This is a genomic window from Actinomadura sp. NPDC048032 (genome assembly GCF_040653175.1).
Classification (GTDB): domain Bacteria; phylum Actinomycetota; class Actinomycetes; order Streptosporangiales; family Streptosporangiaceae; genus Spirillospora; species Spirillospora verrucosospora.
Genome location: NZ_JBEZJP010000037.1, coordinates 1 through 21,904, shown reverse-complemented (window position 1 = coordinate 21,904; position 21,904 = coordinate 1). Strand labels below are relative to the sequence as shown.

General features: G+C 72.7%; 17 protein-coding genes. 1 reads left to right on the top strand and 16 read right to left on the bottom strand.

Annotated elements, in window-relative coordinates; genetic code table 11:
* Positions 1-68 precede the first annotated feature (68 nt).
* Positions 69-1,103 (top strand): M48 family metalloprotease, encoded by a 1,035-nt coding sequence (locus tag AB0C69_RS08095; RefSeq protein WP_353835076.1) that lies wholly within the window; start codon positions 69-71, stop codon positions 1,101-1,103.
* Between the two features lie 52 nt (positions 1,104-1,155).
* Here AB0C69_RS08095 and AB0C69_RS08090 read toward each other — a convergent pair whose 3' ends face one another.
* From AB0C69_RS08090 to AB0C69_RS08015, 16 genes are all read right to left on the bottom strand, one after another.
* The gene (locus AB0C69_RS08090; RefSeq protein WP_360351266.1) at positions 1,156-2,910 is read right to left on the bottom strand and encodes a TIGR03767 family metallophosphoesterase; all 1,755 of its coding nucleotides are present in this window, start codon (positions 2,908-2,910) and stop codon (positions 1,156-1,158) included.
* Positions 2,911-2,974: 64 nt separating this feature from the next.
* Complete coding sequence (locus AB0C69_RS08085; protein ID WP_345180821.1) at positions 2,975-4,234, bottom strand: glutamate-5-semialdehyde dehydrogenase; 1,260 nt, start codon at positions 4,232-4,234, stop codon at positions 2,975-2,977.
* A 13-nt stretch (positions 4,235-4,247) separates the two neighbouring features.
* Positions 4,248-5,354: a glutamate 5-kinase gene (proB, locus tag AB0C69_RS08080; RefSeq protein ID WP_360351262.1), complete on the bottom strand. Its 1,107-nt coding sequence runs from the start codon at positions 5,352-5,354 to the stop codon at positions 4,248-4,250.
* Positions 5,355-5,416: 62 nt separating this feature from the next.
* Positions 5,417-6,814, bottom strand: coding sequence for a GTPase ObgE (gene obgE, locus AB0C69_RS08075; protein WP_345180825.1), 1,398 nt, complete (start codon positions 6,812-6,814; stop codon positions 5,417-5,419).
* 95 nt (positions 6,815-6,909) lie between these two features.
* Positions 6,910-7,167, bottom strand: coding sequence for a 50S ribosomal protein L27 (gene rpmA, locus AB0C69_RS08070; protein ID WP_067640985.1), 258 nt, complete (start codon positions 7,165-7,167; stop codon positions 6,910-6,912).
* 14 nt (positions 7,168-7,181) lie between these two features.
* Positions 7,182-7,499, bottom strand: a complete 318-nt coding sequence (gene rplU / locus AB0C69_RS08065; protein WP_179836635.1) for a 50S ribosomal protein L21 — start codon at positions 7,497-7,499, stop codon at positions 7,182-7,184.
* A gap of 289 nt (positions 7,500-7,788) precedes the next feature.
* Positions 7,789-10,893: an Rne/Rng family ribonuclease gene (locus AB0C69_RS08060; RefSeq protein ID WP_360351256.1), complete on the bottom strand. Its 3,105-nt coding sequence runs from the start codon at positions 10,891-10,893 to the stop codon at positions 7,789-7,791.
* Positions 10,894-11,096: 203 nt separating this feature from the next.
* Complete coding sequence (locus AB0C69_RS08055) at positions 11,097-11,954, bottom strand: TIGR03936 family radical SAM-associated protein (protein WP_345180832.1); 858 nt, start codon at positions 11,952-11,954, stop codon at positions 11,097-11,099.
* Between the two features lie 149 nt (positions 11,955-12,103).
* Positions 12,104-14,026 (bottom strand): TIGR03960 family B12-binding radical SAM protein, encoded by a 1,923-nt coding sequence (locus tag AB0C69_RS08050; protein ID WP_360351251.1) that lies wholly within the window; start codon positions 14,024-14,026, stop codon positions 12,104-12,106.
* Between the two features lie 60 nt (positions 14,027-14,086).
* Positions 14,087-15,271 carry a rod shape-determining protein RodA gene (gene rodA, locus AB0C69_RS08045; RefSeq protein WP_345180836.1) on the bottom strand — a complete coding sequence of 395 codons (1,185 nt, stop codon included), beginning with the start codon at positions 15,269-15,271 and terminating at the stop codon, positions 14,087-14,089.
* On the bottom strand, positions 15,268-17,340 hold the full coding sequence (mrdA, locus tag AB0C69_RS08040) for a penicillin-binding protein 2 (RefSeq protein WP_360351246.1): 2,073 nt from the start codon (positions 17,338-17,340) through the stop codon (positions 15,268-15,270). Before mrdA ends, rodA begins: the two co-directional genes overlap by 4 nt.
* Entirely contained in the window at positions 17,337-17,936 is a 600-nt protein-coding gene (mreD, locus tag AB0C69_RS08035; RefSeq protein WP_345180841.1) for a rod shape-determining protein MreD, read from the bottom strand. The genes mrdA and mreD overlap by 4 nt, the downstream gene beginning before the upstream one ends.
* A 1-nt stretch (position 17,937) precedes the next feature.
* Positions 17,938-18,927 carry a rod shape-determining protein MreC gene (gene mreC, locus AB0C69_RS08030; RefSeq protein ID WP_360351243.1) on the bottom strand — a complete coding sequence of 330 codons (990 nt, stop codon included), beginning with the start codon at positions 18,925-18,927 and terminating at the stop codon, positions 17,938-17,940.
* 142 nt (positions 18,928-19,069) lie between these two features.
* Complete coding sequence (locus AB0C69_RS08025; RefSeq protein WP_185026548.1) at positions 19,070-20,104, bottom strand: rod shape-determining protein; 1,035 nt, start codon at positions 20,102-20,104, stop codon at positions 19,070-19,072.
* Between the two features lie 770 nt (positions 20,105-20,874).
* Positions 20,875-21,282, bottom strand: coding sequence for a nucleoside-diphosphate kinase (ndk, locus tag AB0C69_RS08020; RefSeq protein ID WP_345180845.1), 408 nt, complete (start codon positions 21,280-21,282; stop codon positions 20,875-20,877).
* Positions 21,283-21,327: 45 nt separating this feature from the next.
* Positions 21,328-21,732 (bottom strand): hypothetical protein, encoded by a 405-nt coding sequence (locus tag AB0C69_RS08015; RefSeq protein WP_360351239.1) that lies wholly within the window; start codon positions 21,730-21,732, stop codon positions 21,328-21,330.
* Between the last annotated feature and the right edge of the window lie 172 nt (positions 21,733-21,904).

Sequence of the window (21,904 nt, the reverse complement as noted above, 5' to 3'; positions counted from 1 at the left end):
AGCCGGACGCGGCTCCCGCGGCGGGGAACCCTGCGGCAAAGTGGATCGTCGGAACTACCATGCCAGACATGACGGAGAACACACCGGATCGAGCACGTACGCGGTTCCCGGGGATCAGTTCCCGGGCCTACGAACACCCGGCGGACCGTTCGGCGCTCGTCGCGCTGCGCTCGCTCTCCGGGTTCGACGTCGTGCTGCGCAAGCTGTCGGGGCTGGTCAACGAGCGGTCGCTGCGGCTGATGTTCCTCGGCGGGACGGTGCGCGTCGGGGAGGACCAGTTCCGCCACATCTACGACATGGTCCGGGACGCCTCCTACATCCTGGACATGCCGGAGGTCCCCGAGCTCTACGTGCGGCAGGACCCGACGCCGAACGCGATGGCGCTCGGGTCCGACCACCCGTTCATCGTGCTGAACACCGGCCTGATCGACCTGCTGGACGAGGAGGAGCTGCGCTTCGTCGTCGGGCACGAGGTCGGGCACATCCTGTCCGGGCACGCGGTGTACCAGACGATGATGCAGATCCTGCTGCAGCTCGGGGCGCGGCTGGCGTGGCTGCCGCTCGGCAACGTCGGCATCGCGGCGATCATCATCGGGCTGCGGGAGTGGTTCCGGAAGGCGGAGCTGTCCTCGGACCGGGCCGGGCTGCTCGCCGGGCAGGACCTCGACGCGGCCAAGCGGGTGAACATGAAGCTCGCGGGCGGGACGCGGCTCGGCGAGATGAGCAGCGAGGCGTTCCTGCAGCAGGCGCGCGAGTACGACGCGGCCGGCGACGTGCGGGACGGGCTGCTGAAGTTCATGAACCTGCTCGGGCAGTCGCACCCGTTCGCGGTGATCCGGTTCGCCGAGATCGAGCAGTGGGCGCGCAGCGGCGAGTACGACCGCATCCTGGCCGGGGACTACGCCCGCCGGGAGGACGACGGCAACGCGTCGGTCCGCGACGGGATCAAGGAGGCCGCGCAGTCGTACCGCGAGTCGTGGGAGCGGACGGCCGACCCGTTCGTGGGCAAGGTCCGCGACATGGCCGACGCCGCGGCGGGGGCCGCCGGCGGGCTGTTCGACCGGTTCACCCGGCGCGACAACGGGCCCACGTCCGGCAACTGACCAGGCCGGGCCAGGGCCGCCGCGACACGGACGCGGCGGCCCTTCGCCGTTCTCAGAAGGGGGCGGGGACGAGGAGCTCGACGTTGCGGTCGGCGGCCTCGCCGCGGCGGTTCTCGTCGCGGTCCTGCCAGTCGTTGCCCGACAGTTCGCGGGACAGCGACGCCAGCCCGGCCGGGTCGGTGAGGCGGCCGCCGTAGGAGGCGGGCCCGGCGGAGTCGAGGACCGTCGCGAACACCGAGAGGGTGCCGTCGCCGTTGTCGGCCAGCTCGACGATGCGGCTCTGCTGCGGGAAGTCGATGTGCGCGGCCGTGTTGACCTCCCAGAAGCCCCCGCCGCCCTTGCGCGCGTGCGGGATGACCTGGTTGCGGTGCGTGTGCCCGTTCACCCACAGGACGACGTTCGGGTAGCGCAGCAGGAGCGCCTCGACCTCGTCGCCGAGGACGCGGTCGCCGCCGAGGGGGTTCTCCAGCGAGCCGATGGGGTGGTGGCTGAACAGGACGAACAGCCGGTCCTTCACCGCGCGCTTCACGACCGTGCCGTCCGGGGCGATGGAGCGGCTGCTGCCCGCCTTGAGCTGCGACTCCAGCCACGCGAGCTGCTTCCGGTCGAGCGAGCCCTCGGAGTAGCCGTTGGGGTTGACGGTGTCGAGGACGAGGCCGCGCACGACGCCCTTGTCGAAGGCGTAGTAGGCCGTTCCGTCGCGGAGGTTGGCGAGGGTGAAGCCGTGGCCGCGCAGGGACGCGGTGGTCTTGAAGTGCTCGGCGACGACCTCGGCGCGCGACAGCATGCGGCGGTCCGGGTCGGGGGTCACCGGGCGGAACAGGCCGCCCGCGCCGCCCTGCTCGCGGCTGAGGCGGACGAGTTCGGCGGCGTCGCCCCGGCTCATCATGCGGGCGAGGCGCTCGGCCTGGCCGGGGTCCGCCGGAGCGCCGATCTTGATGCCGCCGGTGGCGAGGCCGGAGACCAGCGGGTTGACCGGCAGGTTGCCCTGGACGAGCCCGTCGTGGTTGCCGAACGCGGCCAGCCACGGCGCGTCGAGCCCGGTCGCCTGGAACGGGCGGCGCGCGGCGTCGATCAGGCCGTGCACGCGCGGGAAGCCGTACCTGGTGGTCGGCAGGTCCGCCTGGGCGCCGGGCGGCGGGCCCTCGGGGTGCCAGAACGAGCGGTCGTAGGACGCCCAGTCCATGACGCCCTCGTAGCGGTTCGGGTCGCCGGAGTCGGGGCGGATGCGCCCGCCGTCCAGCAGGTCGATGATCCAGCGGAGCTCGTTGTACTGGACGTTGTCGGCGGCGTCGCCGGTGTTGATGGTGAAGGCGAGGCCGAGCCCGGTCGCCGGTCCGCGCCCGACCCGGTTCACCGCCCGCACCATGGCCTCGGCGACCTGCGTGGACAGGATCTCCTGCGGCCGGTAGGCGCCCTCGACCGGCAGGACGTCCAGGCCGTCCTTGAGCCGGTCGACGAACTCGACGCGGGCCGGGGACTGCGCGTCGACGATGTGGACGTCGGTGAGGTGGCCGAACGCCAGGACGCCGCGGCGCGTGGCGGCCCGCCGCGCGGAGGCGGCGCCGCCGAGGTCGCGGCGCAGCAGGTGCGGCTCGCCCGGACCGGTGGTCACCTTGCGGTACCCGCCGGCGCCCGCGGCGCCGAGCAGGTAGGTCCGGTCGAGGGTGGTGCCGGCGGTGGGACCGCGCAGCGCGGGCGCCGCGGCGGCGGGACGGGCGGGGAAGGCCGCCAGTCCGGTGGTGGCGATCCCCGCGCCGAGGGCGGCGTCCCGCAGGACGCGGCGGCGGCTGTACTGACGAGTCACAATCGTGAATCAGACCACACCCGCACACGTGACATCAATGGCAAAAATGTCACAAATCCGGAGCTCAGCCGCGCACGTGCCCTTCCCCGGTCACCACGTACTTGGTGGACGTCAGCTCCGGCAGCCCCATCGGGCCGCGGGCGTGCAGCTTCTGCGTCGAGATGCCGATCTCCGCGCCGAACCCGAACTCCTCGCCGTCGGTGAAGCGCGTCGAGGCGTTCACCATCACGGCCGCCGAGTCGACCAGCGCGACGAACCGCTTCGCGGCCGGCTGGGACGTCGTGACGATCGCCTCGGTGTGCCCCGAGCCGTACCGGCGGATGTGCGCGACGGCGTCGTCGAGGGAGTCGACCACGCGGGCGGCGATGTCGAGCGAGAGGTACTCGGCGTACCAGTCGTCCTCGGTCGCCTCCACGACGTTGGCGCCGAAGGAGCGGATCCGCTCGTCGCCGTGCACCGTGACACCGGCGCTCTCCAGCGCCTCCAGCGCGCGCGGGACGAACGTGTCGGCGATGTCGGCGTGCACGAGGAACGTCTCGGCGGCGTTGCACACCGAAGGACGCTGCGTCTTGGCGTTCAGGAGGATGTCCAGGGCCGTGTCGGCGTCGGCGGCGGCGTCCACGTACACCGCGCAGTTCCCGACGCCCGTCTCGATCACCGGGACGGTCGACTCCTCCACCACCGAGTTGATCAGCGACGCGCCGCCGCGCGGGATCAGCACGTCCACCAGGCCGCGCGCCCGCATCAGGTGCTTCACCGACTCGCGGGACGTCCCCGGGACGAGCTGCACCGCGTCCGGCGGGACCTCGGTGCCGGTGAGCGCGCCCTGCATCACCTCGACCAGCACCGTGTTGGAGTCGTACGCCGACGACGAGCCGCGCAGCATCGCCACGTTCCCGCTCTTGAGGCACAGCGCGGCGGCGTCCACGGTCACGTTCGGGCGGCCCTCGTAGATGATCCCGACGACGCCGAGCGGCACCCGCACCTGGCGCAGCTCCAGCCCGTTCGGCAGGACGTTCCCGCGGACCGTCTCCCCCACCGGGTCCGGCAGCGCGGCGACCTTCCGGACGGCGTCGGCGATCGCGGCGATCCGCTCCTCCGACAGGCTCAGCCGGTCGATCATGTACTCGGAGGTGCCGTTGCCGCGGGCCCGCGCGACGTCGGCCTCGTTCGCCTTGACGATCTCCGGGGCGGCGGTGACCAGGGCGTCCGCGATGCGGTTCAGCGCCGCGTCCTTCGCCGACCGCGGCAGCGGGGCCAGCCCGGCGGCGGCCTCCCTGGCGCGCCGTGCCACCCGCAGGAACTCCTCGCGCTCGTCGCTCATCAGCAGGCTCCCGTCATCGAAGTATCACCAGATGGTCGCGGTGGATTATCTCGCGTTCGTACTCGGCGCCCAGCTCACGGGCCAGCCAGCGCGTCGAGCGCCCCATCAGCTCGGGGATCTCGGACGCGTCGTAGTTCACCAGGCCGCGCGCGACGACCGTGCCGGCCGTGTCGCACAGGTCGACCGGGTCGCCCGCGGCGAAGTCGCCCTCGACGCCCGTCACCCCCGCCGGGAGCAGGGACTTGCGGCGCCGCACGACCGCCTCGATCGCGCCCGGGTCCAGCATGACCCGGCCCTGGCCCGTCGTCGCGTGCGCCAGCCACAGGTTGCGGGTCGACATCCGGCGGCCCTCGGCCGGGTGGAACAGCGTCCCGACCTGGTCGCCGGAAAGCGCGCGCGCCGCCGACGCGGCGTTGGTCAGCACGACGGGGATGCCCGCGATCCTCGCCGCCTCGACCTTGGTGACCATGCCGCCGGTGCCGACCCGCCCGGAGCCCCCGAGCTCGACGTCCCGGAGGTCGTCCGGGCCGCGCACCTCGTCGACGCGGCGGCTCCCGGGACGGCGCGGGTCGCCGGTGTAGAGGGCGTCCACGTCGGAGAGCAGGACCAGCGCGTCCGCGCGGATCAGGTGGGCGACCAGCGCGGCCAGCCGGTCGTTGTCGCCGAACCGGATCTCGTCGGTCGCGACGGTGTCGTTCTCGTTCACGATCGGCAGGACGCCCATGGCGAGCAGCTGCGCGAGGGTCCGCTGGGCGTTGCGGTGGTGCGAGCGGCGCATCATGTCGTCGGCGGTGAGCAGCACCTGCCCCACCGTCAGCGCGTAACGGGCGAACGAGGAGGTGTAGCGGGCGAACAGCAGGCCCTGCCCGACGCTCGCCGCCGCCTGCTGCGTCGCGAGGTCGGGCGGGCGGCGGGTCAGCCCGAGCGGGCCGAGCCCCGCCGCGATCGCGCCCGACGACACGAACACGATCTCGGTGCCCTCGCCGCGGCGCGCGGCGAGGACGTCGACCAGCGCGTCGACGCGGTTCACGTCGATCGTGCCCTGCGGCGTGGTCAGCGAGGACGATCCCGCCTTCACCACGATCCGCCGCGCCTTCGCGACCGCCTCACGCCCACTCATGACTCAGCTCCGCTCACGCCACTGCTCTCTACGGGAACGTCCCCACGTCCCCGGCTGTTAGCTCAGGACCAGCCGCTCAGGCGGCGGTCGGTGCCGCGCGGGCCCGTCGTGCCCTCGCCCGCCGCGACCTCCGGCTCCCAGTCGAAGACGATCGAGTCGTCCATGGTGCCGATCAGGACCGTGGCGCCGGCGCTGGCGCCCGCCTGGGCGAGCGCGTCCTCCACCCCGAGCCGGGCGAGGCGGTCGCCGAGGTAGCCCACGGCCTCCTCGTTGGCGAAGTCGGTCTGGCGCAGCCACCGGACCGGCTTCGTGCCGGTGATCAGGTAGGTGTTGTCGCCGAGGGTCCTGACCTCGAAGTCGGTGTCCCCGCCGACCGGCTCCGGCCGGATGACGATGCGGGTGGGCTCCGCCGCCGGCAGCGAGGCGCGGTACTCCGACACCATCGCCGCCATCGCGAACGACAGCTCCCGCAGCCCCTCGTGGGACGCCGCCGACACCTCGAACACCCGCAGGCCCCGGGCCTCGAACTCCGGCCGCACCATCTCGGCGAGGTCGCGGCCGTCGGGCACGTCCACCTTGTTCAGGACGACGATGCGGGGCCGGTCCGACAGCGGGCGGTCGCCCAGCACCCGGTCGTAGGCCTGGAGCTCGCGCTCGATGACCTCGAAGTCGCTGACCGGGTCGCGGCCCGGCTCCATCGTCGCGCAGTCGAGGACGTGCGCGAGGGTGGAGGAGCGCTCGATGTGGCGGAGGAAGTCGAGACCGAGGCCGCGGCCCTCGCTGGCGCCCTCGATGAGGCCCGGCACGTCCGCGACCGTGAACGTCGTGTCGCCCGCGCTCACCACCCCGAGATTCGGGATCAGCGTCGTGAACGGATAGTCGGCGATCTTCGGCTTGGCGGCCGACAGCGCGGCGATCAGCGACGACTTGCCCGCGCTCGGGAACCCGACGAGCGCGACGTCGGCGACGCTCTTCAGTTCCAGGACGACGTCGCGCTCCTCGCCCGGCTCGCCGAGCAGCGCGAACCCGGGCGCCTTGCGCTTCGCCGTCGCCAGCGCCGCGTTCCCGAGACCGCCGCTGCCGCCCTTGGCGATCACGAACCGGGTGCCCTCGCCGACCAGGTCCGCGAGGACGGTGTCGCCCGACTTCACCACGGTGCCGTCGGGGACGGACAGGATCACGTCGTCGCCGTCCGCGCCCGTCCGCAGGCTGCCCTGGCCGGGCCTGCCGTTGCCCGCCTTGCGGTGCGGGCGCCGGTGGTATTCGAGGAGGCTCGCGGCGTTCGAGTCGACGACGAGGACGACGTCGCCGCCGCGCCCGCCGTTGGCGCCGTCAGGGCCGCCGAGCGGCTTGAACTTCTCCCGGTGGATCGAGGCGCAGCCGTTGCCGCCGTTGCCCGCCGCGACGTGCAGCACCACCCGGTCGACGAACTGCGCGCCCGATCCCGCTCCAGCGGCCACGGTGACTCTCCTCAGGAAAACCTTGGTAAGAACGGCGAAGGGGCGGACCGGAAACGGTCCGCCCCTTCGAACAAAAAGTCGCTGCCCCCGGCGGACTATTCCGCCGGCGGGACGACGCTCACCGCGTTGCGACCGCGGTAGCGGCGGAACTGCACCGCGCCCGCGACCAGCGCGAACAGCGTGTCGTCACCGCCGCGGCCGACGCCCGGGCCGGGGTGGAAGTGGGTGCCGCGCTGGCGGACGATGATCTCGCCGGCGTTGACGACCTGGCCGCCGAAGCGCTTCACACCGAGGCGCTGGGCGTTGGAGTCGCGACCGTTGCGGCTGGACGATGCGCCCTTCTTGTGTGCCATGAGACCGCTCTCCCTTACTTCTTGCCGGCCTTGATACCGGTGATCTTGACCTCGGTGTACGGCTGACGGTGACCCATCCGCCGCTTGTACCCGGTCTTGTTCCGGTAGTGCATGATGTTGATCTTGGGGCCCTTGACCGCGCCGAGGATCTCGGCGGTCACCTCGTAGCGGGCGAGGTCGGCCGTGCGGCTCACGACGTCGTCGCCGTCCACGACCAGCAGGGGCTGGAGCGTGATGGTCGACCCGACGTCACCGGCCAGCTTGTCGACGGTCAGCACGTCGTCGACGGCGACCTTTTCCTGCCTGCCGCCTGCGCGGACAATCGCGTACACCGCGGAAACCCTTCGTCTGCGCGCGCTTCCGGAGTGAACCGGTCCCACGCGTGGCTTACCAGCCCCCGGACGGGGGCCTACCCCCGGCACCGGGCCGAGGGCGGCACACCAGGAGGACCCTGGCGCTCTCTGCTGTGCCCCACCGGATCGATGAGGTGAGCACCGAACGATCCCCGGACGGGGCTCGCGGTGCGGATTCGGGCGACGCGCCGATGACGCGCCGAAGGTCAAGGGTACCGGATGCCCTGGCCGGAACGCGAACGCGTGCGGCCAGGGCCCCGGTACCGCGTCAGTCCGAGGACTCGCCGCCGTCGGCGGCCTGCGCCGCGGTCGCGCGGGGGCGCCGGGCACGGCGCCGGCGGGCGGGCTCGGCGCCGTCCTGGTCGCCCGCGGGCGCGGACCCGTTGGACTCGCCGGCGGCCTCCACGGCGCCGTTCAGCTCGCCCGCGGGCTCGCCGGACGGCGCGCCGGAGGGCGGCTCGGCGCCGTTCGCGTCGACCGGCACCGGCTCGGCGGAGTCCAGCGTGCCCGGCGCGGTGCCGGCGGTCTCCTCGGCGGCCTCGGCGGCCTCCACGGCGGCCTGCGCCGGGGCCTCGTCGATCTCGGGCGGCGGACCGGCCGGGCGCTTGGCGGGCCGGGACCTCTTCGGCCGCGAACGGACCGGCTCGGGCGCGGCCTCCACGACCGGCGCCGTCTCGGCGGCCGGGCTCACGGGCTCGGCGGCGGGCTCCTCCGCGGGCTCCTTGGGCTTGGCCTCGTGCCGGGACAGCTTCTCCTCGACGGCCTTCTCGACCTCGCCCTTGCGCTTGCGGCGACGTCCGGACTCCTTGCCTGCCGCCTTCTCCGCCTTCGGCTCGACCGGCGTCAGGTGGACGTGGATGCCGCGGCCGTTGCAGGACTCGCAGGTCTCCGAGAACGCCTCCAGCAGCCCCTGGCCGACCCGCTTGCGGGTCATCTGCACCAGTCCGAGCGAGGTGACCTCGGCGACCTGGTGCTTGGTACGGTCCCGCGACAGGCACTCCACGAGGCGGCGCAGCACCAGGTCGCGGTTGCTCTCCAGCACCATGTCGATGAAGTCGACGACGATGATGCCGCCGATGTCGCGGAGCCGGAGCTGGCGGACGATCTCCTCGGCCGCCTCCAGGTTGTTGCGGGTGACGGTCTCCTCCAGGTTGCCGCCCTGCCCGGTGAACTTGCCGGTGTTGACGTCGATGACCGTCATCGCCTCGGTGCGGTCGATCACCAGGGAGCCGCCGGACGGCAGCCAGACCTTGCGGTCCATGGCCTTGGCGATCTGCTCGTCGATGCGGAACGCCGACAGGGCGTCCTGGTCGCCGGTCCAGCGCTCGACGCGGTCGGCGAGATGGGGGGCGACGTACTGGACGTAGTCGGAGACGGTGTCCCAGGCCTCGGCCCCGGACACCACCAGCTTGGTGAAGTCCTCGTTGAAGATGTCGCGGACGACCCGGATCGTCAGGTCGGGCTCGCCGTAGAGCAGGGACGGCGCGGAGGCCGTCTTGACCTTCTTCTGGATGCTCTCCCACTGGGCGGCCAGGCGCGAGACGTCGCGGGCGAGCTCCTCCTCGGTCGCCCCCTCCGCCGCGGTCCGCACGATCACGCCCGCCTGCTCCGGCATGACCTTCTTGAGGATCGACTTGAGGCGGGTGCGCTCCTTGTCGGGCAGCTTGCGGCTGATGCCGGTCATCGAGCCGTCCGGCACGTAGACCAGGTACCGGCCGGGGAGGGAGACCTGGCTGGTCAGCCGGGCGCCCTTGTGGCCGAGCGGGTCCTTGGTGACCTGGACGAGCACCGACTGGCCCGACTTCAGCGCCGACTCGATGCGGCGGGGCTGGCCCTCCAGCCCGGAGGCGTCCCAGTTGACCTCGCCCGCGTACAGCACGGCGTTGCGGCCCTTGCCGATGTCGACGAACGCCGCCTCCATCGACGGCAGGACGTTCTGGACCTTGCCGAGGTAGACGTTGCCGACGTACGACTGGTGCGTCGCGCGGTTGACGTAGTGCTCGACGAGCACGTCGTCCTCCAGGACGGCGATCTGGGTGCGCTCGCCCTCCTGCCGGACCACCATGACCCGCTCGACGGCCTCGCGGCGGGCCAGGAACTCCGCCTCGGTGATCACCGGCGGGCGGCGGCGGCCCTGCTCGCGGCCCTCGCGGCGGCGCTGCTTCTTGGCCTCCAGGCGGGTCGAGCCCCGCACGGACTGGACCTCGTCCTCGGCGGCGGCGCGCTCCTCGCGGGCCGTGCGGACGTGCACGACGGTGTTCGGCGGGTCGTCGGAGCCGCCGGACTCGCCGTCGACCCCGGACCGGCGCCTGCGGCGGCGACGGCGGCGGCTGGTGCCGCCCTCCCCGTCGTCCTCGTCGCCCTCGGCGGCGCCCTGCTCGGGCTCCTCGGCCTTGGGCTCCTTGGCCTGCTCCTTGTCCTTGGCCCTGGAAGCCTTGCCGCCCTTCGCCGCCTTGCCCTTGGCGGCCCTGGCGGGCTTGGCGAGCTGCTCTTCCCTGGGCTCCTCGGCCTCGGCCTCGCCCTCGGTCTCCTCGCCCTCGTCCTCGGCGCCCTCCTTGCCGCCCCGGCCGCGGCCGCGGCCGCCGCGGCGGCGGCGACGGCGGGACGGGCGGTCCTCGGAGTCGTCCTCGTCGGCGGGCCCGTGGTCCTGGTCCTCGTCCTCCTCGCCGGCGTCCTGCACGGCGGGCTCGGCCTCGGCGGCCTTCGGCCGGGCGGGCGCCTCGGCCTTGGGCTGCGGCGGCTGGAAGACGACCATCGGCGGCTGGAACGTCACGCCGGGGACGCCGACGCCGCTCGCGGGCTCAGTCTCCGACACCTGCTCGGGGCCCGGCACCTCCCCGGCGACCGGGACGGCCGGGACCTGCGGCACGGACGGGACCTCGGCGGCGGCCTTGGCGGGGCGGCGGCGGGTCCTGGTGCGGGGCGCCGGCGCCTCTTCGGCGGGCTGCTCGGCGGGCTCTTCGGCGGCCGGCTCGGCCGGGGCCTCGGGCGAGGTCTCGGCGCCGGTCATCGGGACGGGCTCGGCCGTCTCGGCGGAGGCCTTCGTGGTCTTTCGCGCGCGGGTCCGGGTCCGCTTCGGCGGCTCGGCCGGCTCCTGCGTCTCGGCGGGCGCCGCGGCCTCCCCGGCGGGCGCGGGCTTCTCGGCGGAGGCCGCCTCCGGCTGCGCGGCGGGGGTCGCGGCAGGGGTCTCCTCCACGTCGGGCGGCGGGCCCGCGGGCCGGCTCGCGCGGCGCGGACGCGACGTCACGCCCGTGCGCCCCTTCTTGGGGCTCGCGCTCTGCGCCCCCTCGGTCCCCTCGGTCCGCGCGGACTCGTCGTCAACGGTCCCGTCGGCGCCTTCGGCCGCGGCCGCATCGGCTTCGTTCTCAAGCATCCGGGCAATCTCCCGTCAGGCTCCCGGGCGCGTCCGCCCGTCCCGCCGGAGGCGGAACGATGCGGTGCGCCGCACGAGAGCACCTCGTCAGTCGGTGCCGTCACCGCCGGACGGTGGTCCGGCCATGACGACGAAGTCGTCGGGGGTGCGCCTTCCGTACCCTGCGGGGCCGGTTCCGTGCCTCCACGGCTTCGGTCCCACGGTCAGGCGCTGACGGCATCCACGCTCGCGGCGTCCCCGGACCGCGGCCGCTCAAGGCCGCGGGCCGTCCCGGCGTCGTCGCCGGGCGGTAGGCCGGTCTCCCGGTCGGGATCCAGGGGATCCGCGAGGCCACCGGTTTCCGCGTCGAGGGGCCCCTGCGCCAGCCTGGTCACCAGCGGCGGTGACGGCGGCGCGAGGTCGGCGACCTGGCGCAGTCCGGTGAGGATGTCGTCGGGTCGAACGGCGGGTGTGGAATGCCGAACAACCATTCGAAGTATCGCACAAGGGGCATCCGCCGTCTCGGCGGCACGCCGGTCCAGCTCGCAGGCGGACACGGCGGCGCGCACGTCGAAACGGCGCCGTCCCTTCTTCGTGAGGCGTTCCACCTCGATGTTCTCGGCGGCCATGAAGGCGGCCACGGCCGCGGCGGCGTCGCCTTCGGCGACACCGTCCAGCCGGATCCGCCATTCGGACGCCTCGAGCCGATCGGTGAACGCGCCCGGCTTCACCGGGGCGTCGCCGTGGCCCGCCCTTACCGGCACGACGTCCAGGACGTCGAGTCCGGGAGGCAGGGCCGCGTCGAGATCGGCTCGCACCCGCGCAGGGTCGCGGGTCTCGGTGAGCCCGAGTTCGAGGTATTCGGCCTCACTGGCCACCCCTGTCGCCGCCGCACCCGCATACGAGATCTTCGGGTGGGGGGTGAATCCGGCGCTGAACGCGACGGGGATCCCGGCGCGCCGCACGGCGCGTTCCACGGCCCGGGAAATGTCGCGATGGCTCGTGAACCGCAGCCTGCCCCGCTTGGCGTAGCGGACGCGCAGGCGCTGGGTCACGGGGGCCGGTGCCGGACCCTCCGGCATGGGTGCCAGGGTTCTGGTCCTTCCTACTCGTGTCGAGTCGAAATACAGGTCTCCCTATAGAGTACGGGGCCCGCGACCCGGTTCGGCCAGGCACCGCCCCCGTAAGCCCGGAACCCCTGCAGCTCAAGGGACGACGCGGTCGAATCCCGTCAGACCACGTTCAGCGGGAGCAACTTCCGGCCGGTCGGGCCGATCTGGATCTCGGTGCCCATCGTGGGGCAGACGCCGCAGTCGTAGCACGGCGTCCAGCGGCAGTCCTCGACCTCGGTCTCGTCGACGGCGTCCTGCCAGTCCTGCCAGAGCCACTCGCGGTCGAGCCCCGCGTCGAGGTGGTCCCAGGGCAGCACCTCGACCTCGTCGCGCTCCCGGACGGTGTACCAGGCGAGGTCGACGGGCTCCCCGGCCAGGGCCTTCTCGGCGCAGGCCGTCCAGCGCTCGTAGGAGAAGTGCTCGCTCCACCCGTCGAAGCGGCCGCCGTCCTCCCAGACGGCGCGGATGACCTTGCCGACGCGCCGGTCGCCCCGCGACAGCAGGCCCTCGACGATCGACGGCTGGCCGTCGTGGTAGCGCAGGCCGATGGCGCGCCCGTACTCCTTGTCGCCGCGCAGGGCGTCCTTGAGGGCGCGCAGGCGGCGGTCGACGGTCTCGTGGTCGCACTGCGCCGCCCACTGGAAGGGGGTGTGCGGCTTCGGCACGAACCCGCCGATGGACACGGTGCAGCGGATGTCCCTGCGGCCCGTCGCGTCGCGGCCGGCCTGGATGACCCGCCTGGCCATGTCGGCGATGGCGAGGACGTCCTTGTCCTCCTCGGTGGGCAGGCCGCACATGAAGTACAGCTTGACCTGCCGCCAGCCGTTCTCGTAGGCGGTGGTGACGGTGCGGATCAGGTCGTCCTCGCTGACCATCTTGTTGATCACCTTGCGCATCCGCTCGGAGCCGCCCTCCGGCGCGAACGTCAGGCCGGAGCGCCGGCCGCCGCGGGAGAACTCGTTGGCGAGCGTGATGTTGAAGGCGTCGACCCGCGTGGACGGCAGCGACAGCGAGGTGTTGGTGCCCTCGTAGCGGTCGGCGAGGCCCTTGGCGACCTCGCCGATCTCGCTGTGGTCGGCGCTGGACAGGCTGAGCAGCCCGACCTCCTGGAAGCCGGACTCCTTGAGCCCCTGCTCCACCATGTCGCCGATCGTGGTGATCGACCGCTCCCGCACCGGGCGGGTGATCATTCCGGCCTGGCAGAACCGGCAGCCGCGGGTGCAGCCGCGGAAGATCTCCACGCTGAACCGCTCGTGCACGGTCTCGGCGAGCGGTACCAGCGGCTTCTTCGGGTACGGCCACTGGTCGAGGTCCATGACGGTGTGCTTCTCGATCCGCCACGGCACGCCCGGACGGTTCGGCGCGACCCGCTGGATGCGGCCGTCGGGCAGGTAGGTCACGTCGTAGAAGCGCGGGACGTACACGCCGCCGGACGCGGCGAGGCGCAGCAGCAGCCCGTCCCGTCCGCCGGGCTCGCCCTCGGCCTTCCACTCGCGGACGACCTCGGTGATGGCGAGCGCGATCTCCTCGCCGTCGCCGAGGACGGCGGCGTCGACGAAGTCGGCGATCGGCTCGGGGTTGAACGCGGCGTGCCCGCCGGCGATCACGATCGGGTGGTCGCCGGTGCGGTCGGCGGCCTCCAGCGGGATGCCCGCGAGGTCGAGCGCCGTCAGCAGGTTGGTGTAGCCGAGTTCGGTGGAGAACGACACGCCGAACACGTCGAAGGCGGCGACCGGCCGGTGCGCGTCGACGGTGAACTGCGGGATGCCGTGCTCCCGCATGACGGCCTCCATGTCGGGCCACACCGAGTACGTCCGCTCGGCGAGCACGCCGTCGCGCTCGTTGAGGATCTCGTAGAGGATCTGGACGCCCTGGTTGGGGAGCCCCACCTCGTAGGCGTCCGGGTACATCAGCGCCCATCGGACGGTGGCCTCGTCCCAGTCCTTGAGCTGGGAGTTCAGCTCGCCGCCAACGTACTGAATCGGCTTCTGCACGCTCGGGAGCAGCGGCTCCAGGCGCGGGAAGAGCGACTCGACCGGCATGACGGAACCCTCCGTGCAGGGGACGTGGGATGAACGTCCAGCCTACGCGGTCGCCGGTCGCTAATCGAACGGGCGGCGGCGCACGTGGACGGCCTGCAGCAGGCCGAAGGCGATCATGTTCGCGAAGGTCGCCGACCCGCCGTAGGACACGAACGGCAGCGGCAGCCCGGTGATCGGCATGATCCCGATCGTCATCCCGACGTTCTCGAACGTCTGGAACCCCAGCCAGCACACGACCCCGGTGGCGACGAGCGTCCCGAACAGGTCGGCGGCCTGGGTGGCGATGCGCAGCCCGCGCCACAGCACCACGCCGAGCAGGGCGATGATCACGGCCGCGCCGACGAAGCCGAGCTCCTCCCCCGCCACCGTGAAGATGAAGTCGGTCTGCTGCTCCGGGACGAAGTGGCCGCCCGTCTGCTCGCCGTGGAACAGGCCCTTGCCGAACGCCCCGCCCGACCCGATCGCGATGCGGGCCTGCTGGGCGTTGTAGCCGGCGCCGCGCGGGTCGGCCTCGGGGTTCAGGAACGCGGTGAACCGGGCGATCTGGTAGGCCTTCAGCAGCCCGAAGAAGTACACGGCGGCGCCCGCGGCGACGCCCCCGCCGACCAGCCCGACGAGCCAGCGCTTCTGGGCTCCGGAGATCGCCAGCATGCCGAGCACGACCGCGATGAACACCAGCGTGGTGCCGAGGTCGGGCTGCAGCATGATCAGCACGCCGGGCACCCCGGCGAGCACGAGCGCGAGCAGCACGTCCCGCCGGCCGGGGCCGATCTCCCCGTCGCGCGGCTCTCCGAGGATCATCGCCAGCAGCACCACGAGCCCGACCTTGGCGAACTCCGACGGCTGCACCTGGAACCCGCCGCCGACCACGATCCACGAGTGCGAGCCGTTGATCGTCGAGCCGAGCGGGGTCAGCACGGCCAGCAGCCCCACGCACGCGAGCCCGTACAGGATGGGGACGTAAGCGCGCAGGAGCCGGTAGTCGAGGACGGTGACCAGGCCGCCGAGCAGGAAGCCGATGATCAGGTTCAGGATGTGCCGCTTGAGGAAGCCCTCGGGGTCCTTGCCCTGCTCGGTCAGCAGGTGGAAGGTGGCCGAGCGCACCAGCAGCGCGCCCACCGCCGACAGCGCCAGCACGGCCAGCAGCATCGGCAGGTCGAGCCGGCGCAGACCGGCGAGCCGGCTGGTCCACGACCGGTGCGCGGCGTAGGCGTCGACGCTGCCGACCCCGGAGTCGGTGATCATGGCGCGGTCCCCTCGACGGGCATCCGCGGCAGCTCGGACGGGAGCCTCCCGTCCTGGAGGATGGCCTTGCGGTCCTTCGTCCCGTACATGGCCTCCCAGATCTCCCGGACGGCCGGCGCGGACGTCTGCGCGCCCTGCCCGCCCTGGGAGACCATCGCGACCACCGCGAAGCGCGGCTTGTCCACCGGGCCGAACGAGGCGAACCAGGACGTGTCCTGCTTGCCGTAGACCTCCGCGGTACCGGTCTTGCCGCCGACGTCGACGCGCTTGAAGTCGAAGCCGGTGAACGCCCCGGACGCCGTGCCGCTCTTCGTCACCTCCGCGAGCGACTGGCGGATGTACTTGAGCACCTTGCCGTCGACGGGCAGCCGGCGCGGCGGCGGCGCGTCGATCCGGCGGACGATCGAGCCGTCGGGGCGCACGACCGCGACCCCGAGGCGCGGGGTCAGCAACTTGCCGCCGTTCGCCATGGCCGCGTACGCGCGGACGAGCTGCAGCGGCGTCACCAGGACGTCGCCCTGCCCGACCGAGAAGTTCGCCGCGTCACCGGGCCGCCAGACGTAGCCCTCGGTGCAGTTCTCCGTAGCGACGGCCTTCAGGTAGGCGGCGCGAGCCGGGTCGGTCTTGGCGACCTCCGGGTAACCAGTCTTGGCGCCCTTGCAGTTGGCGGCCTTGGTGGCGTCCCAGAAGGACTTCTTCCACCCGCGGTCCGGGATGCGGCCCTCGCTCTCGCTGGGCAGGTCGACGCCGGTGCGCGACCCGAACCCGTAGTCACGGGCCATCTTCACCATCGGGTCCGAGGGGTTCTTCTTCGGCTTCATCCCGCCGTCGCGCTGCCACTCCTGGTAGGCGAACCGGTAGAAGATCGTGTCGCAGGACTTGACGAGCGCCGTGTGCAGCGACATCGCCCCGAGCTCCTCGCCCTCGAAGTTGCGGAACGCGCGGTTGCCGACGTTGTAGGAGCCGGGGCAGTCGTAGGTGCCGGTCAGGCTGTTGCCGTCCTTCACCGCGGCGGCCACCGAGGAGATCTTGAAGGTGGAGCCGGGCGCGAACTGCCCCTGGGTGACCCGGGAGATCAGCGGCTCGCCCTGCTTCTTGCCGAGGAGCGCGTCGTACTCGTCCTGGGAGATGCCGCCGGTCCAGATGCCGGGGTCGTAGGTCGGGTAGCTCGCCATCGCGATCATCCGGCCGGTGCGCACGTCCATCACGACCGCGGCGCCGGCGTCGGCGGGGCGGCCCTGCTTGCGGGCGTCGTCGATCGCGTTCTTGAGCGCCTTCTCCGCCGCGCCCTGCACGCCGGCGTCGATGCTGGTGACGAGGTTGCCGCCGGCCGTCGGGGGCTGCTCCTGCGCGGTACCGGTGACGCGGCCCTGGCTGTCGACCAGGACCTTGCGGAACCCGGGCTCGCCGCTGAGCGCCGAGTCGTACTGCGCTTCGAGGCCGTCGCGCCCGACGAGGTCGACGCCGCTGTAACCGGTGACCTTGAGGCCCTTGCGCTTGTCGAGCTCCTCCTGCGTGACGGGCTGGAGGTAGCCGAGCAGCTGCGCGGGGCGCGCGCCCTCCGGCTGCGGGTAGTCGCGGACGGCCTGGACCTGCGCGGTGATGCCGGGGAAGTCCTCCTGCCGCTCCATGATCTGCAGGGCGCGCTTGGGGTCGACGTGGTCCTCGACGGGGATCGGCTGGTAGGGGGAGCCCGGCCAGCACGGCCGCTTGATGCCGGGCCCGCACAGCCGGATCCGCTTGGCCATCTCCTCCTGGGACGTCCCGAGCACGGCGGCGAGCCGCTTCAGGATGGTCTGGCCGCCGTCCTTCTGCCGCGACAGCGTGGTGCGGTCGACCGACACGACGAGGGCGCTGCGGTTGCGCACGAGCGGCCTGCCGCGGTCGTCCAGGATCATGCCGCGGGTGGCGGGGACGACGATGTCGCGGGTGCGGTTCTCCGCGGCGACCGCCCGGTAGTGCGCGCCCTCCAGGACCTGGAGCGCCCACATCCGCCCGATCAGGACGAGCAGCAGCGCGGCGACGAGCACGTACAGGACGACGAGGCGGAAGTGGGTCCTCGGGTTCACAGGGTCCCGCTCCGCCCCGACATCGCGCGGTAGCGGGCGGCGGGCACGGCCAGGCGGTCGCCGCGGGCGCGCTCCCCGCGTTCGTAACGGCGGGTGACGCGCAGCACCGCCCACACCACGAACGGGCTCGCGATGACGTCGTACAGCACCTGCAGCGGCACCATGCTGGACACGGTCGCCCACTCGGCGCGCGGGTCGCCGAGGATCATGCCGGTGCCCGCGTACACCACGGTCCCGGCGAGCGCGCCGGCGGCGACGGCGAGGAACGGCACCGCGGACTGGCGGTCCATCTCGGCGGACGCGACGCCGCACAGGTACCCGATGAGGCAGTAGACGAGCGCGTACCGGCCGAGGGTGTGGTCGGCGGGCGGGATGATGTCGGCGGCGAGGCCCGCGAGGAACCCGGCCACCATCCCGGTCATGGAGCCCGCGACGAGCGCGAGCGCGACGACGGCGAGCAGCACCAGGTCGGGCTGGACGCCGCCGGGCAGCGGCAGCCGGTTCGCCACCGACACCTGCAGGATCAGCGTCACGACGATCACCACGGCGGTCACCGCGGCGCGGCCGGCCGGCGACGCCTCGGGTGGGTTCAGCACGTCAGTCCCCCCGGGTCGGATTCGTGGACGGGCTCTTGGAGTGGCGCGGCTTCGCCTTCGGGCTCTTGCTCGCCGACGGCGTCGCGGTCGGCGTCGGGGTCGGGGGCGGCGGGGGCTTGGGCGGCAGCACCGCGTCCCGCGGGTCGGTCTTCGGCGGGGCGACCACGACGGCGACGACGTCCAGGCTGGTGAACCGCACGAACGGCCGGACGTAGGCGGTGCGGGTCAGCCCGCTGGTGGAGCGCTCGATCCGCTCGACCACGCCGATCGGGACGCCCGGGACGTACGGCTTCTGCCCCTGCGACCCGAGCGTGACGATCCGCTGGCCGACCCGGATCGGGGCGGCGGCGTCGAGCAGCTGGAACCGCAGCGGCGTCGCGCCGCCCCGGCCGAGCCCGCGGCGGCCCCGCCCCTGGGTGATGCCGATCTCCTTGGACTCCTCCAGCCGGGAGCCGATGGAGGATGTCTGGTCGGTGGCGAGCAGGACGGTGGCGGTCGCGGGCCCGACGCGGGTGACGCGGCCGACGAGGCCGTCGGCGCTCATCACGGTCATGTCGGGCCGGATGCCGCTGCGGCTGCCGACGTCGATGGTGACGGTGTCCTCGAAGCCCTGCCCCGCCGAGATCACCTGCGCGGCATGGATCTTGTAGCCGCCCATTCCCGCGGTGCCGAGCAGCCTGCGCAGCTGCGCGGACCGGTCCTGGTCGAGGCGGCTGGAGCGCAGCTGCTCGCGCAGCCGCTGGTTCTGCCGCACGAGCCGGTCGGCCCGGCGCCGCTCGCCGGGCGCGTCGGTGATGGCGTCGAAGGTGTTGCCGACCGGCCGGACGACGGACGCCGACGCCCGCTCCACGGGGCCGAACACCGTCGCGCCGAGGCCGCGCAGGCCGCTCAGCGGCGAGTCCTGCCCGCCGCGGTAGTCAATGGTGATCATCGCGAGCGCCACGACCAGCAACGCGCCGAGGACCACGCGGGTGCGCCGGGTGTCCTTCACGCACCGACCTCCCGTTCCCTGGTCCGCCGGGAGCCCAGTGCCTCACGAGGGGGGACGCCCCCGCGTCCCCCTCGGCGGACTATGTCCGAATCGGCTCGCCCGGGGAACGCCCCCTGGCGTCCCCTGGCCGGCCATGTCCGAATCAGTGCCGCGGCTCCGGCACGAGCACCTGCCTGAGCGACTCGAAGTCCTCGACGCACTTGCCCGTGCCGAGCACCACCGAGTCGAGCGGGTTGTCCACCAGATGGATGGGCATCCCGGTCTCCTCGCGGAGCCGTTCGTCGAGGTTCTTCAGAAGAGCGCCGCCGCCGGTGAGCGCGATGCCGCGGTCCATGATGTCGCCGGAGAGCTCGGGCGGGCACTTGTCGAGGGTGGTCTTCACCGCGTCCACCACGGCGTTGACCGGTTCCTCGATCGCCCGCCTGACCTCCTCGGCGGAGATCACGACGGTCTTCGGCAGCCCGCTGACGAGGTCGCGGCCCCGGATCTCGGCGTGCGGCTCGTCGTCGCCGCCGGGATAGGCCGACCCGATCGCCATCTTGATCTCCTCCGCGGTGCGTTCCCCGAGCATCAGGGAGTACTCCTTCTTGGAGAAAGAGATCACGGCCTGGTCGAGCTCGTCGCCGCCGACGCGCACCGACTGGCTGGTGACGATCCCGCCGAGCGAGATGATCGCGACCTCGGTGGTGCCGCCGCCGATGTCGACGACCATGTTGCCGGTCGGCTCGTAGACGGGGAGCCCGGCGCCGATCGCGGCGGCCATCGGCTCCTCGATGATGTAGACGCGGCGGGCGCCGGCCTGGTAGCCGGCCTCCTTCACCGCGCGCTGCTCCACCCCGGTGATCCCGCTCGGCACGGCCACGACGATCCGCGGCTTGGCGAAGTGCCGGCGCTTGTGCACCTTCTGGATGAAGTAGCGCAGCATCCGTTCGGTGACGTCGAAGTCGGCGATGACGCCGTCCTTCAGCGGACGGACCGCGACGATGTTGCCCGGTGTGCGGCCGATCATCCGCTTCGCCTCGATGCCCACCGCGACGATCTTCCCGGTATTGGTATTGATCGCGACCACGGAGGGTTCGTTCAGGACGATGCCACGCCCGCGCACGTACACCAGGGTGTTGGCGGTACCGAGATCGACCGCCATGTCACGGCCAAGAAACGACAGCTTGTTACCCATGAAGAAAGGGAGCCCTTCATGATTGACGGGCGTGTATAGCGGCGCGTCCATCGTAACGTGCGCGTACCTCCGCGGGCAGTCACCCCCGCGCCGCGCGTCGCGAAAAAAACGCGTCCTGACCAGCCCGGTTTTCCATAAAGAGAACCCGGCGGACTGACCCGGCGGCCGGTCGGCCAAAGACGCGCGGCGCCCACGGCAGACCCGGCGCCACCGGGTATCCGAGGATCTTAGGGGGTCTTCCCCGGCCCGACACAGCCCCACGCCGCAACACGGTTCGATTCGTCTGGAAGCACCGCTCGCGCGGTGGCAGAAAAGCCGAACCCCGGGCCGTGGATCTACCGGCGCATGAAGGCGCCCGAGATGCCGCGGGGCCAGCCCTTACTCGCCCACAAGCCGATTCTGGGACGAGCGACGACCGGCCCCCTCCGACCGCTTTTCGGATGAGGAACATCCAAGCCCGCTTCAACCCACCCTCAGCGGAGGGCAGGGCCGTAGCCCGTACTCCAACCTGGAGCGGACCCTCCGCGCCCAGCGCTCTTGGACGTGCACGTCGTGACGCTCTCGGAGTCGACCTGAGCGGGGCGCGGGTCGGGCGGCCGGAAGGCGCTCTGGGCGCCTGGAGGTCGCCCGACCCGCCGAGCCGGGCGACCGGAGCGCCACGACGACAACCCGCACGGGCACGGAAACCGGCACCGTGGCGTGAGGATTGCCCGGCTCGCAACGGGGGTTCCAGGGGGTCGCCCCCCTGGGCCAGCACAGCTAGCGCACCGCTACACCTCGGGGAAGAAGAGCTTGATCTCGCGCGCGGCGGAGTCGGGAGAGTCGGAGCCGTGGACGATGTTCTCGCCGATCTCCAGGGCGAAGTCGCCGCGGATGGTGCCGGGGGTGGCGCTGACCGGGTCGGTGGCGCCGGCGAGCGAGCGGAACGCCTCGATGGCGCGCGGGCCCTCCACGACCATGGCGACGAGGGGGCCGCCGGTGATGAAGTCGACCAGTTCGCCGAAGAACGGCTTGCTGCTGTGCTCCTCGTAGTGCGCCTCGGCGGTCTCGCGGGCGAGGGTGCGCAGTTCCAGCGCGACGAGCTTCAGGCCCTTGCGCTCGATCCGGGAGATGACCTCGCCGACGACGCCGCGGCGAACGCCGTCGGGCTTGACCAGGACAAGAGTGCGCTCGGACACGACAGTTTCTCCTAGAGGATTTCGGATTCGGTAAGCGCGCGAATCCTACCCGGCCCCGGGGTCCGCGGCGGCATTCCCGGGGGGCCGTGCGGCGCGGGGACGCGGTGCCGCGGCGTGTCGGGCGCACAGGCGGGCGGTGGCTCCGGCGAGCAGGACGGCGGCCACCCCGGCGACGACCAGCCAGATGCGGTAGCCCTCCAGGAGCGCGTGCACATGCTGGGCGCCGGTGAGCGGACGGATCCGCTCCAGCCGCCCGGCCTGCAGCGACAGGACGAGCAGCTGCCCGGCCAGCACCGCGGGGAAGCACAGCGACAGCCCGAACAGCGCGGCGCCGATCTTCGCGTCGCGGAGCGAGGCGGCGAGGGCGAGCCCCGCGCCGGCGCCGAGGGGGACGAGGGGGGCGAGCAACGCCCAGCGGCCGAGGGCGCCGCCCGCGAGGCCGAGCGGCACGGCGGCGATCATGAGGAAGTGGCCGGCGCGGAGGGCGCCGCGCGTTCCGGCGCGGGTGGCCGCGAGCGCCGCCGCGAGGGCGGCTGCGCCGGCAAGTCGACCACGATGAAGATGCTGACCGCGCAGGCGGTCGCCGACAAGGGCACGATCCGCGTGCTCGGCTTCGACGTGC

Coding starts and splice junctions, on each gene's coding strand:
- AB0C69_RS08095 (WP_353835076.1), top strand. CDS start 69: ATGACGGAGAACACACCGGATCGAGCACGTACGCGGTTCCCGGGGATC.
- AB0C69_RS08085 (WP_345180821.1), bottom strand. CDS start 4,234: ATGAGCGACGAGCGCGAGGAGTTCCTGCGGGTGGCACGGCGCGCCAGG.
- proB (WP_360351262.1), bottom strand. CDS start 5,354: ATGAGTGGGCGTGAGGCGGTCGCGAAGGCGCGGCGGATCGTGGTGAAG.
- rpmA (WP_067640985.1), bottom strand. CDS start 7,167: ATGGCACACAAGAAGGGCGCATCGTCCAGCCGCAACGGTCGCGACTCC.
- AB0C69_RS08060 (WP_360351256.1), bottom strand. CDS start 10,893: ATGCTTGAGAACGAAGCCGATGCGGCCGCGGCCGAAGGCGCCGACGGG.
- AB0C69_RS08055 (WP_345180832.1), bottom strand. CDS start 11,954: ATGCCGGAGGGTCCGGCACCGGCCCCCGTGACCCAGCGCCTGCGCGTC.
- AB0C69_RS08050 (WP_360351251.1), bottom strand. CDS start 14,026: ATGCCGGTCGAGTCGCTCTTCCCGCGCCTGGAGCCGCTGCTCCCGAGC.
- rodA (WP_345180836.1), bottom strand. CDS start 15,271: ATGATCACCGACTCCGGGGTCGGCAGCGTCGACGCCTACGCCGCGCAC.
- AB0C69_RS08025 (WP_185026548.1), bottom strand. CDS start 20,104: ATGGGTAACAAGCTGTCGTTTCTTGGCCGTGACATGGCGGTCGATCTC.